We start from the raw sequence: 13,189 nt of genomic DNA on the forward strand, positions 1-13,189 counted from the left end.
TCTCACCTCCGGTTTCGATCGACTTACTCAGGGTTGCAACACACTTTGGATCTCTTCCTGCATTTGTTTCAGGTTATCCTCAGCTGTCGCTGTCTTGGCAAACAGTCGGTCGAATCCCTGCAATACCGCATTGTCGATATCCTGCCAACGGATATGGCCGGGGATTAAGCGCGCTTTCGGCATTTCATCAATGACGGCCTGCACAATATGCTCTTTGCTCGGGTTATTCGGCTGAAGAATGAATGCATCCGAGTTCAGAACAGAAGTACGAGGAGGCACAAAATAGGTGGCTGTCGCCTGAATCCCCTGCTCACTCGCAAAATACTTCAACAGCTTCTTTGTTTCCTCTGGATGTTTGCTATCGTTGAACATGGCATATCCGGCCTGCCCCAGCATCGGTACACTGCCTTGTGAACCGGATGGCATAGGCGCGATGCTCCATTCAAAATCCGTAATCTCCCTTGCTTTGGAAACATAGCTGTAATTATCGAAGAACATGCCCACATTACCCGCATCGAAGCTAACTTGCTCGCCCGCCTTCGGATGTGATTCATCGGTGAACATCATGCGCTCCAGTAATTCAAAGGTCTGTACGCCATAGGCATCGTTCCAGGTGAACTTCGTCATACCTTCGTCGAATGGACCGCTTCCATTGGACCAAGAGTAGGAGGAGAGGACTGCCCAGGTCTTCCAGTCGCGAAAAAAGTTGGCTCCATAGATTCGGTTGGTCGCATCCTTGCTGGTCATCGCCTTGGCAGATTCTTCGAACTGTTCCCATGTCCATTGTCCTTGGGTGGCAAGTGTGTTTGGATCCGTCAGGCCGGCTTGATCGAACAGCGCTTTATTGTAAAACATGACCACCGGAGGTGTAGAGAAAGGTAGCCCCAGCAGCTGGTCTCCATCACGGAACAAATCCAATGTACTTGGAATATAATCATCCAGCTTAAACTGTGCATCATCCTTAAACTCGGATACATCGGCCAGAATGTGGTTGGACTTGAATTGTGGTACCATTCGCTCCGATACCCAGGCGAGATCGGGAAGAGAGCCTCCGGCAGCAAGCACCGAAATTTTTTGTTGGTATTCTGCGAAAGGTACGGATTCCATCGTGACTTTGATGCCTGGATTTTCCTTGGTGAAGCTATCAATCAGCTTGTTGTATACATCCATATGTGCCTGGTTGCCCCACATCATGAACTTCAGCTCCACCTCTCCATTCTCCCCGCCTGCACTGCCAGGTTCACTGCTGGAATTGGAGCTTGTGCACGCGATTGAAGTCACCATCATGAGTACAAGCATCAGTATCAGTCCTGCTTTTTTCATGGAAATCCCCCTTATGGACGTTGTGGTATACAGGTGCAACCAAAGTATAACGAAAGCTTCGTGCCCTCATAAATCACGTCAACTACAGAAATGGTATGGTTTTTCAAGAAATACTGAATCGGTCTCGGTATTCTCCAGCAGTCCATCCCACCTGCTGCTTGAACACCAGCATGAAATGTTTGGGACTTTGATGCCCGGATAACCGTGCCACATCATAGATTTTGAGACCCGTGTTGATCAGCAACCACTTGGCCCGCTCCATACGTGCCTCCGTGATGTATTCGGAATAATTAATACCTATTTCGTTCTTGAACAACTGGCTTAAATAAGTAGGGTTTAAGTGAACGAGATCTGCGATCGTCTGAAGCCGCAAATCTCCATCGGGATGTTGCTTGATGTGCTCCTTCACATCTCGGATAATCTTGCGCGTATCTCCACCAGCATGTTCTGCTTTCCCAGATGGCTGCGGGATCGAAAGGGTTGAAATACCGTATCTGCGATCCAGCAGCAATTGAATCTTCTGTATGCATAATGCCAGTTCATAGCGATCGATTGGCTTCAGCAGGTAGTTCAACACCCCGAACTCCATCGCTCTGCGCGCATATTCAAACTCGCCATAGCCGCTAATGATGAGCATGAGCAATTCAGGGTACATGTCTCTGGCTTTGCTTGCCAAAGTTAATCCGTCCATTTCGCGCATGCGGATATCCGTGATTAACACATCCGGCACCTCACATCTCAGAAAATCCAGCGCCTCGGTGCCGCTCGATGCTTCGCCCGTTACCTGAAACTGAGAAGACGCTTGTACGATCAGCTCTCTCATTCCCTGACGGATGATCGTCTCATCCTCTACAAGCAATACTTTATACATGCGCTTCAATCCCCTTTCGGTAGAATTTGAATGGATATCGTGACCACCAGGCCCTGCCCGGGACTTCCATCAATGCTTAGGCTGCCGCCTTCTCCGTACATGAGACGAAGCCTCTGGGCAATATTATTAAGCCCGAGACTATCCCCGGCATGGCAACGTAATGCCTGACTGGAAGGCTGTTTCGTTATGGATTCGTTTAGCTCGTACATCTTAGCCTGAGTCATTCCCTTACCGTTGTCTCGTACGCTAATCAGCAGCTCATGGTCAAATTTCAAGGCAGATACCCAGATTACTCCTCCATTTTCCTGCCCTTCAATGCCGTGGTAGACTGCATTCTCCACCAGCGGTTGCAGTACCAGCTTCGGAATCAAATACTCGGTTATCCCTTCTTCGATGTCATAGATAACCTCTAACTTGCCGTCGTAACGTACCTGCTGAATGCGTACATAGGATTGTACAAAAGCAAGTTCTTCCCCAAGTGGAACCATCCGGTCCACCTTATCAATCGTATAGCGCAGCAGCTTGCCAAGCGCCGTCACCATGTCCGATACCTCAGCATGCTTCTGGCGAATGGCCATCATGTTAATGGACTCCAGTGTGTTATATATAAAGTGAGGATTCATCTGGCTTTGCAACGCCGACAACTCTGCCTCCCGCTCTTGAATGCCCAGCAGGAACACCTCATTAAACAGTCGATGAATCTCTTCCATCATTCGGTTAAAGCCCCGGCTCATCTGTCCGAATTCATCATTGCTGAAGTGTGCTACCCGCTGGCTGAAATCTCCCTGCTCCACCCGAATCATGTGGTGCTTCAGTCGAATCAGTGGCCGGGTGATACGATAGGATAACAGAACCGCCAGAATCGCTATACCCGCCATACATAACACTGCGAACCATATTGTAAAGGTGAGCATCTTACCCGATTCCTTTTGAATCACAACAATAGGTGTAAGACTGATCACCGAAAGCCCGGAATAGCTGGAATGGTGTTGTACATAGAGATAGGACTCCCCATCCAGAACAATTTTTTGGTTTCCTGCATAGCCTTGAAGCTGTCCATTCGTTAGCAACTGGTCGTAAGCAGACATTCCTCCGGTCGAGGTCCGTTCGAACAGCAGACGCTGCTTGCTGTCTACAATCATCAGGCTTGCATCTTGCTCATAATTCAGATTGGATAACAGTTGACCGAAGGCCTCTAGACGGATATCAATCAGAATGTAACCCAGTCGCTGAAGCGTGCCCGGATCTCGAAGCACTCTGCCCGCCGATATATACCATTCTTGCTGACCACCCGTGTAATAGCTGGGTTGATGCGGAGGAAGCAGGCGCCATGTCCCTTCCGAGTCTTCAAGCTCTGCAAACCAGTCATCCTGTCTGCTGTCCCATACCGGCTTGACTGCCAGTGAATCGAGATTGGAGAACAGGATGCCGCTATTGCTGATCAGATGAATTCCCCGAATCTCGGGTCGGTCATAAGCTTGACCCGATGTATAGAGCTTCATTTTCAGATAATCCTCAGACCTCGCCCATGTACCAGATCCCATTGAAGCGTTGTATTCGCCCAGAATGCCAAGCACCATCTGATCGTAAAGCGGCAAGAGCGACAACCGCTCAAAGTCCTTCAGCAGCCGATTCAGATTGGCGTTAATCTGGCGAACCAGTTCAATGGTGAACTGCTCGGTCTTGCGATCCATCGTCTGCGAGAAATGCTTGTAGTTCATCATTCCCTGCAAGCCTAGCGGCAGCAACGTCAGCGCTAGGAACAACAGGAGCAACTTGGTGCGCAGGTTTACGTTTTTTCCGAAAAAAATGCGTACCTTGTCCATCATTTCCGTTCATCCCTCCCTCTCCCGATCATTGTATGAGCCCCCTTCACAGATCAATCTGGATATAACTGGGGTCATCATATCCAGTTTTAATGATCATTCGCTATCCTGCCAACCCTGGAATTGGTACGGAATTTCAAGTTATCCGCATTGGTATCAGGGTGAACGCAAAAAAGCCGACTGTATCGCTACAGTCGACTAAGGTATTTCTATAGAACACTAATTAGACCAAAAAACCGACTGCATTATGCAATCGGTTGTCTGTTCCTGAGATGGCTTTTATATTTGAATCGATTATATTCATTAATAAGCTCGTCCAGTACCATGGACTGTCGGAGGACTTGGTTGTCCTGCATGCCATGATTCTCCGCCAAACGACTCAACTCTTGCCTGTTCCGTTCGATTTTATCTGTGATCTGTACCGGTTCACTCACAGCATGCACCCCCTCTTTGTATAACATTTTAGGATACATTGCCAAAAAATTCATATTATATTCCTTTGCAGAATAAAATATTTATTTACATAGAGATACTTTCAACATCAAGCATTTTACATAGAGAGTTGACGTCTCTTCTTTTCTACAAGATGTGGGCAAAGAAAATTATAACATGTCTACATATCGTATTCGAGAATACGCAAATCCTTTACCGTTAAAGTGATTTATGGACATATTATCCATTTTACCCTAAGTATCTCTTGCGCCTTTCTCTCACGAGAAGTTAATAATTTTATCGAAAAGTAATCTATTTGTATAGATAATTCTCATCACCGTTCTGCATACCAAAATAACGAAGTCTGTAGCCCTCTCGATAACGAGCACGTAATGGATTGATGAAGGAGTCATTCCCAAACTCAATGTAACCTGTTAAATAGAGTAGGATCAGATATTCCTCAAAACGTGGATTGCCAAGAGTCATCTCAGTCTCTGCCATTCCATAAAATACTTCAATTTCAAGAATTAATAGTAGCGAAAACCCTCGCACAGTGGAATTGATGATCCATGCAAACTCCAATGGCTCATGGATATCCTCATCCTTATTCAGGCTAATTAATTGCTTGGTTCCCCTCTCATCCTTGAATACATAAGCTGCAATCGCCTGATCAAATCCCGCATGAGGGTCGTTGCGTAAGTCTGAAAACTCTTCTAAATCCACCTTCTCAGCGTAAAATTTCTCTGTTAGTCGATCATGAATCTGCTCTAATGTGAATGGATTAGGAATGTCCAATGTTATATATTTGTCGTAAAGCTTTTGAATATCAATCTGCAATGATAAATCCTCTTTTCGTTATGGATGATCTAATGGATAGAACAAATAAGCGCCCCATCTCCATATCCCGGAAATAAGACGCATGTTAATGAAGACTTTAATACCAAATACTCCTAATATCCACCTGCACCATGATTAAAAATCAGATTTATAATATTATTTATACCACCAGTAATACTAGAAAACATAATGAAAGAACTAAACAGCGTTAATACCAACATTGCTTTTTTTCTCATATCGACCATAAACCTCCTTGATAATACTTTTATATTGGGACTCTATTGAATCAGAAGCCTGTGTTCTGTATTCCTCAAATAAACTCACACAATAAATTATGGTGGAGTCATCCTTGATCTTGTGAGCAGAACTCAAACAAGTAAGCAGATCCCTGAATCCTTCATTATGCCTGGCTTTAGACAACTGGTAGAATGCTAATTCAGCCCAAAATTTAGTATATCGATCATCTTTTATCTGAGTAGTATAACTACTCTCATAGTTAGAATCATTAACTAACATACGGATAAACGAATCAAATCTTTTGAGAACATGGTCAACATTCAGTTGGTATTGATTAGCCGCTTCCATAACTTTGACAAGTCCAAGAAGAGTTTCATTTTCATTTACTTCTATAAAGTCGAGATAAGAGTTAAGCGCATTATAGTCGCCCGTCATCAACTTATATAAATAGGTATTAACTTCAGCCCAATCTTTAAATCGCTTTATAAAGAGTTGATCTTCTGTAGTAGAGTCTTCAATAACAATATTTGAATAGAAAGAAGTATACTCTAGCGCCTTTTCATACTCTTTACGCTCTCCCCATACAGTTGCTATTAATAAGTAAGCATAAAATTTATAAGTAAATAACGGGTGTTTGGAGGCTCTAATAAACTCCAATCCCTTTTTTTTATTTTTGTATTGTTCCAGAAATTTGACCCGTTGTAACAGTTCATCGGCTAATTGGAATACTTTATCCCACTGACATAACCCATTGTATGTATTCGCCAACTCCCTAATCGCATCCAACTGCCGTTCCTCATCCAGCCGATTAATATACGGTTCAAAATGTACGGCTGCACGCAGATTCTCGTGTTGGTCCTGACCGAGAGATAACGTGAAGATGCGATACTGGCACAGCGCCAGACGTTCCGAGTGCTGATATTTCTCACACTCCGCCACACATTCGTACAACATCCGTGCGGCCTTCGTCTGTCCACGTTCAAGCATGCCTTCGGCCATCTCGAACAACTCCGAGATATACGAGCGATCATCCGTCACTTCCTGGATAACCTTATGAATACATTCCAGCTTGTCCAATTCAGCACAGCGTTGCAGGAATGGTTCCAGTCTCCTCCAATGAGGTGCCGATTCCACGAAACATTCAGCCCCATAAATCTCGTAGAAATACCCCTCTTCCAGCTTCATGCCTTGGGTAATCAGATCCAGTTGCGCCATAGCGATGGGCCGAGTCCCCTTAATAATTGCGCTAAGCGTTCCGGCGTTAACTCCCGATATATCGGCAAAATACTGCAGGGTGTACCCCTGTTTCCTGATGTAGTCCTCAATATATGAGCGTATCGTAGTTGTAGGTTCCATGTATCCCACCTCCACAATTAAAATCCATAATTTTGAATTTATATGATAAGCACAATTTTAATCCTAAATTTTACAGCGGTCAATAAAAATCGTGGCAATTTCCTTCACATTTATGCAAGGAGGCCTCGCTGTTCCTGCTTATAGAAAAAATCCATTAGAAGAATCCGTGAGAACCTGATACATTTAATGCAACTTACATATCCTACTATTTCAATAGGATTATACGACACAGATACGATCAATTCAGTTCAAGGAGAAGGTCAGATGAAATTTGCCTTGTTTAGTCTCATGATGAATCTGCCTAATGCCGTTACCGGGGAGGCTCTGACAACTCAGCAGAAATTCCATAATATATTGGAGCAAGCGAAGCTGGCTGAACGACTGGGATTCGATGCCTATGGAATCGGTGAACGACATGGTGCGCCTTTTCTATCTTCATCGCCACCTGTCGTATTAACCGCAATAGCCGCAGCAACCACACGCATTCGGTTACTAACCACCGTCACTGTTCTTAGTATACTTGATCCAGTCCGGGTTGCCGAGGATTATGCCACGTTGGATCAATTATCGGGCGGACGGCTGGAAATGATCATCGGGAAAGGCAATGACCCTCGCCACTATCCGCTGTTTGGCATACGCGAAGAGGAACAATGGGACTCACTCGATGAACGGTATCATTTGCTAAGACGGTTGTGGTCTGAAGAGAATGTCACCTGGCAGGGGACGTATCGCCCTCCGCTTGAGGGAGTGACCACGTGGCCCAGACCGCTTCAGCAGTCCATCCCAATCTGGCATGGTAGCGCGTCCAGCACGGTCTCAACCGAACTCGCTGCCAAATATGGCGAGCCGCTCTTCACGTCGAACTCTTTTCACCCTCAGGCCAAATACAAAGCGTTAATTGATCATTATCGAGAGCGCCTCGATTATTATGGTCATGATCCGCAGCAAGCCGTGATTGGCTCTGGTGCCGGCAGTCTCTATCTTGCGGATACGGGTGAAGAAGCCATTCGCCGCTATAAGCCATATTATGAAGCGTTCCACGCCACCGCCGCCGCACAGCATAATCAGTCGCCCTTCACCGATCTGGAGGATAACATTGCACGAGGCCCTGCGTTAATTGGCAGTCCGGAGCAGATCATTGAGAAAATTCTGGACTATCATGCCGCTTACGGACATCAGGTGCTGAGTATCAGCGTAGATGGACTGACGCATAGCGAACAGTTGGAGCAAGTGGAGCGTTTTGCCAAGGAAGTGGCCCCTGTAATACGTCGTAAACTGCCAAGTTCGGTATGGAATGAACCCCCGGTGTTAACCCAGCACTCATCCTTCCTTTCCTCTAATGTTACAGATTCATGGCCCACAGCCATCTCACCTATATTCCAGGTCTAACAATCTCCCACGTACAATATACATGTGCTCCTTCCAGGGTGATTCCTACGAATCGCCCTCTTCCCTCTTCCTCCCGCTTGTATCGCGACTATCCCTATATCTAATTGGACTGAATGCCTTCAAACAATGAACGGAGCATCACATCTACAAACGCTTCATCCATCGCTTCCCCTGTCACTAACATACGATAGAACACCGGCCCATAGATCAGATCAATGTACAGTCCAATGTCCACCCCTGCCTTCAATTCGCCGCGCTCCACACCCTTCTCCAGAATTCCCCGAGCCTCACGTCGACGTGGTTGGATGTATCTTGTACGGTATTCTTCGGCAAGCCCTTCATCCGACTGCCCTTCTCCGATAATCTGTGTAATCACTTTTCCTTCCCGACTGGTCAAAAATCGAACCAGATTACTCGCATGTATGCGTATATCCTCCAATACCGAGCCTGTATCCGGCACTGGCAATCTTGCCGTTGCAGCAGACATATATCCGTCCATGATGACGGCGCCTTTGTTCGGCCACCATTTGTAGATCGTGGCTTTGCTCACTTGTGCGCGCTCAGCAATCTTTTCGATCGTAACAGCCCCGAATCCGTGTTCCAACAACAACTCATAGGATGCGGTAAGAATGGCATTCTGGGTTTCCATGTTACGTGGACGTCCTCTTTTGGCAGTCATCTTGAGCCCTCCTGGATGTAAAAAATATATTTTATCATCAGTAACATTCATAAAAACGATACGTTCATTATACTAAAATGCATTGCGTACACACAATTCACTCTCCGCTCATTTTTATATCCTCATTTAAATTTTCATTAAAATATGTTTAGCCTATTTACAATACTAAACGTTTAGTTTATTATATGTTTGTAATTAGTGAACACAACGTTTAGTAATTAACATTTTAAACAGCACCCGTTTATCTGGAATATCGAATTTTCAATACGAATATGAAATCTGTGGAGGATGATTAAGATGGATATGAGACAACAAGTGAAGAAGGCACCTGTACCTGCCTGGATTATTTTTTTGCTGGCATCCGCTTGTGGATTGATCGTGGCAAACCTGTATTATGCTCAGACCGTTATCGGACCGATTAGCATGACCACGGGCCTTTCTTCTGCCGCTGCCGGATTGATCGTAACGTTGACTCAGATTGGTTATGTTATTGGTTTGTTATTCATCGTGCCGCTCAGTGACATTATTGAGAACCGACGCCTGGTCGTTCTTTTCCTCATCGTACTGGTTGTTGCCCTGATTGCTGCGGCTTTCTCGCCCACTGCTGTTGTATTTCTGACTGCCTCTCTATTCGTCGGTATAGGTTCTGTTGTCGCTCAGATTCTGGTACCCTATGCGACATATCTTACTTCCGAGGAACAACGCGGGCGGGTTGTCGGCAATGTCATGAGCGGTCTGCTACTGGGCATTATGCTCGCTCGTCCTGTCGCAAGCTTTATCACCAGCTTCTTCGGATGGCAGACGGTCTTTGTATTCTCCGCCATTGTCATAGCACTTCTAATGCTGCTCCTATCACGTGCTCTTCCTGCTCGCCAGCCTGAACCAAACTTGAAATACGGTCAATTAATCGTGTCATTGGGCACACTGTTCAGAACGATGCCTCTGCTGCGCCGTCGGGCGTTCTATCAGGCCAGTTTGTTTGGTGCTTTCAGCTTGTTCTGGACCACGGTTCCGCTCAGGCTCGCTAACAATTTTGGCATGTCACAGCAAGGCATTGCCTGGTTTGCCCTGGCTGGTGTCGGAGGTGCTATTGCTGCTCCCATCGCCGGGAGACTGGCGGATCGCGGACTAACGCGCATTCTGACAGGTGCTGCCATGGTGATCGCTGCTGCTTCATTTGGTCTTGCTTATGTGTTCCAGAGCCACTCCACGTTTGCATTGATCCTGCTTGTGATCGTGGCGATCACACTGGATATGGCTGTCTCGGGAAATCTGGTGCTGGGTCAACGCATCATCTACTCCTTAGGAAGTGAAGCGAGAGGGCGTGTGAATGGCATATTCATGTCGATCTTTTTTGTTGGCGGTGCGATTGGTTCATCTCTTGGAAGCTGGTCTTATGCTAACGGAGGCTGGAGTCTCACAACGCTGATTGGCCTGATCATGCCGCTGCTCGCTTTGGTGTATTACTTTACGGAAAAGAAAGCTGTAGTCGTCAGCCATGAATAGAATGAATTGATCGTTTAATCCGAACGACCAAATAAGGGCAGACTGATCCTTAGGATCAGTACTGCCCTTGATGTTGTAATCAACACTTGGCTCCCTATGACAGAGCGAGGTATCACTATGATTAAGATGGATACATCTGCGTATTAGGCTTTACTGTGAAGGGTAACTTGGTACCCGTCTGGGTCGGCAAATGTAAAGGTTCGCCCGAATGGTCCATCTATGGGTGCAGATGTAATCTTTACGCCTTCTGCAGCAAGTTTGTCATGAATCTCTTGTGTATCCGGAGCATGTAGCCAAAGAGCGATGCCCAGTCCTGGCTGAGTACCTGAACCGAGTTCGGTTCCTGGCAATAGGTCACGAAGAGCAAATGCAATAGGCTTTGTTTCAAAAACCACCGCATGAGGTGGTCCCGCCTGTGAGCGTACCAGCCCGAGATAGTTTTGATAGAATTCGGCAGAGCTCTCAAGATTGCTCACTTGAAGTGAAATGAAATCGGGTCCAATTGCTGACATAATGTAATGTCCTCCTTAGTATTTGTATATCTTGATCATACAAGGACGCTCTTGCCAACAGTATGTCAGTAGCGTTCAGTCTTTTATTTAATTTTTCTTTGACTCGGTTTTCCCCTTTTACACCAACACGGGCAGATGCTTAGCTGCATCATACTCCACCAATGGCTCACCAGCATTCAATTTCTGCACCAGATCAGGGTTCGAGATAAACGGTCTGCCGAACGCAGCCAAATCTATGCTTCCCTTACCAATCGCGTGCTCTGCGGTCTGAACATCCAAATTCCCCACACCAATGATGATTCCTTCCCACTGACTTCGAATCCGCTCGTGAAAGGACTGCTCCCCTGCCCACGCTTTCGCATAATGATCTGTTGAGGGATGCAAGATTGTAATTCCCGTCTCGCGGAACAACTTCAGATATGCATCGATCATTCCAGCTTTGTCTACCCATGCATAGGATGCATCATCATCCTTTTTCTCGGAGAATCGAACCGATATGCGATCCACACTGATCTCTTTTTTTACCGCCAAAATAATATCTCGAAGGAACCGTAATCTGCCCGCAGTGTCGCCTCCATATTCGTCTGTTCTGTGGTTGGTCTTCTCATTGATAAATTGGTCGATCAGATACCCATGCGCAGCATGAAGCTCTATTCCGTCAAAACCTGCCAGAACCGCATTGCGGGCTGCCCTCTGAAAATGCTGAATCGTATCCGCTATATCCTGTGCACTCATCGCTTTAGGAATCTGATACGGCTTATGCAGCTTATGCACTCTTCCCTCTGCCGCAAGGCTGGAAGGTGCCAATGGAACAGCTCCGATCAGATCGGAGTGGGACAATCTGCCGACATGCCACAGTTGAGCAATAATGGTGCCACCATATCTGTGAACAGCATCCGTTACTCTTTTCCAAGAAGTCGTCTGTTCATCTGTATATAAGCCGGGGATACCATAAGTGCCTTTGCCTGCCAGATTCGGGTTAATGCCCTCGGTAATAATTAGTCCCACACCATCCCGCGCACGCTGCTCATAATATGCCAACATCTCATCCGTCACGGTCCCCCTCTGGTCATCAGCAAATCCCCGGGTCAACGGTGCCATCACCATGCGGTTCCTTAATTGCCACTGATGAATCGTCACCGGGCTTAATAGTGTTGAACGTGTATTCATTTTATCCATGTCATATCCCTACTCTCTTCGTCATTAGGGATATTGTACGGCGGCTCTGATATATCGTAAAATGATTGTAATATATAGTTGTATCTCTCAGAGAGATACCTAACATGAACATCTGCGGAAGCAATGTAAGTTAATTCACATTCAGGAGGATACAGCATGGAACTTTCTGATATCGATATTATTCTTGCGGTGGCACGTTCAGGCAAAATCTCACAGGCCGCCAAAGAATTGAATTACGCCCAGTCCAATGTCACTACACGCATCAAAAAACTGGAACAGGAATATCAAATCCAGTTGTTCAACCGATTTCCCAAAGGTGTTGCACTGACCTCCAAAGGAGAACAGTTCGTCCAGTACGCCACACAGATTCACAACCTTTTGCACGATCTGAAGCAGGATATGACCGATCCAGGTGAACCTTCTGGCACGCTAAAAATCGGCATTGTGGAAACTGCGGCATCCAGCCGCTTTATGGAGATTCTGAATGAATATCAAATAACCTACCCGGAGGTGTCCATCTCACTCGTTAACGCCACTTCACCCAAAGTACTGCGCAAGAAAATACAGGACTATGAGATTGACGGTGCTTTTATCAGTGGGGCTTGTGTGAAGCAGGGGCTGAAGGTGGAATATGAGATGCAAGACACGGTTCATATCATCTCCAAGCGGATGGATATACCACCCGCAAGCCTGTGCCAAGTATCCTGGGTTGTTTTCCCCGAGGGCTGCCCATATCGTGAAATGACTGAAGAATTCCTGCAAGAAGAAGGGTTGTCCGCACGCAATATCATTGAAGTGAGTACGATGGAAAACCTGCTCAGCTGTGTGGAATCTGGCATTGCTTTTACCATTATGCCGTGCAGCGTTATTCACAAGAAACCGGATGATTTCTCCGTATTTGATCTCGCAGATCGTTATACTCATACCACGACAACCTTTGTCCGCGGTGAGGATCGGTATGTCAGCAGTGCGCTGGATCAATTCATGAAGCTGCTCAATCAGAAGTGCATTACATTTTGATATATAACTTTTATAAGCAGCA

At 46.1% G+C, this 13,189-nt stretch carries 12 protein-coding genes; 3 read left to right on the plus strand and 9 right to left on the minus strand.

What is annotated here, in order from left to right:
• Positions 1 to 27: 27 nt before the first annotated feature.
• The 6 genes from IFU39_RS25410 to IFU39_RS25435 all read right to left on the minus strand — a co-directional run bounded on the left by IFU39_RS25410 (position 28) and on the right by IFU39_RS25435 (position 6,882).
• Positions 28 to 1,323, minus strand: coding sequence for an ABC transporter substrate-binding protein (locus IFU39_RS25410; protein WP_192135605.1), 1,296 nt, complete (start codon positions 1,321 to 1,323; stop codon positions 28 to 30).
• Positions 1,324 to 1,426: 103 nt separating this feature from the next.
• Positions 1,427 to 2,194: a response regulator transcription factor gene (locus tag IFU39_RS25415; protein ID WP_192135607.1), complete on the minus strand. Its 768-nt coding sequence runs from the start codon at positions 2,192 to 2,194 to the stop codon at positions 1,427 to 1,429.
• A 5-nt stretch (positions 2,195 to 2,199) separates the two neighbouring features.
• Positions 2,200 to 4,023, minus strand: a complete 1,824-nt coding sequence (locus tag IFU39_RS25420) for a sensor histidine kinase (protein WP_192135609.1) — start codon at positions 4,021 to 4,023, stop codon at positions 2,200 to 2,202.
• A 242-nt stretch (positions 4,024 to 4,265) separates the two neighbouring features.
• Positions 4,266 to 4,454: an aspartyl-phosphate phosphatase Spo0E family protein gene (locus tag IFU39_RS25425; RefSeq protein ID WP_223868875.1), complete on the minus strand. Its 189-nt coding sequence runs from the start codon at positions 4,452 to 4,454 to the stop codon at positions 4,266 to 4,268.
• A gap of 310 nt (positions 4,455 to 4,764) precedes the next feature.
• Positions 4,765 to 5,289: a pyruvate kinase gene (locus IFU39_RS25430; protein ID WP_192135611.1), complete on the minus strand. Its 525-nt coding sequence runs from the start codon at positions 5,287 to 5,289 to the stop codon at positions 4,765 to 4,767.
• Positions 5,290 to 5,487: 198 nt separating this feature from the next.
• Positions 5,488 to 6,882 (minus strand): helix-turn-helix domain-containing protein, encoded by a 1,395-nt coding sequence (locus IFU39_RS25435; protein ID WP_105601576.1) that lies wholly within the window; start codon positions 6,880 to 6,882, stop codon positions 5,488 to 5,490.
• A gap of 264 nt (positions 6,883 to 7,146) precedes the next feature.
• Between IFU39_RS25435 and IFU39_RS25440 the strand changes: the two genes are divergently transcribed.
• Positions 7,147 to 8,271, plus strand: coding sequence for an LLM class flavin-dependent oxidoreductase (locus tag IFU39_RS25440; protein ID WP_192135613.1), 1,125 nt, complete (start codon positions 7,147 to 7,149; stop codon positions 8,269 to 8,271).
• Positions 8,272 to 8,371: 100 nt separating this feature from the next.
• Here IFU39_RS25440 and IFU39_RS25445 read toward each other — a convergent pair whose 3' ends face one another.
• Positions 8,372 to 8,950, minus strand: coding sequence for a TetR/AcrR family transcriptional regulator (locus IFU39_RS25445; RefSeq protein ID WP_192135615.1), 579 nt, complete (start codon positions 8,948 to 8,950; stop codon positions 8,372 to 8,374).
• Between the two features lie 297 nt (positions 8,951 to 9,247).
• Here IFU39_RS25445 and IFU39_RS25450 point away from each other — a divergent pair, with 297 nt between their 5' ends.
• The gene (locus IFU39_RS25450) at positions 9,248 to 10,456 is read left to right on the plus strand and encodes an MFS transporter (protein WP_244661114.1); all 1,209 of its coding nucleotides are present in this window, start codon (positions 9,248 to 9,250) and stop codon (positions 10,454 to 10,456) included.
• A 143-nt stretch (positions 10,457 to 10,599) separates the two neighbouring features.
• On the opposite strand, the gene IFU39_RS25455 is transcribed toward IFU39_RS25450, so the two are convergent.
• On the minus strand, positions 10,600 to 10,968 hold the full coding sequence (locus IFU39_RS25455) for a VOC family protein (RefSeq protein ID WP_192135619.1): 369 nt from the start codon (positions 10,966 to 10,968) through the stop codon (positions 10,600 to 10,602).
• Positions 10,969 to 11,085: 117 nt separating this feature from the next.
• Entirely contained in the window at positions 11,086 to 12,147 is a 1,062-nt protein-coding gene (locus IFU39_RS25460; RefSeq protein WP_192135621.1) for an oxidoreductase, read from the minus strand.
• Positions 12,148 to 12,303: 156 nt separating this feature from the next.
• Here IFU39_RS25460 and IFU39_RS25465 point away from each other — a divergent pair, with 156 nt between their 5' ends.
• Complete coding sequence (locus IFU39_RS25465) at positions 12,304 to 13,167, plus strand: LysR family transcriptional regulator (protein WP_091020008.1); 864 nt, start codon at positions 12,304 to 12,306, stop codon at positions 13,165 to 13,167.
• Positions 13,168 to 13,189 lie beyond the last annotated feature (22 nt).

It is taken from the genome of Paenibacillus sp. CFBP 13594 (genome assembly GCF_014842675.1).
Lineage (GTDB): Bacteria > Bacillota > Bacilli > Paenibacillales > Paenibacillaceae > Paenibacillus > Paenibacillus amylolyticus_B.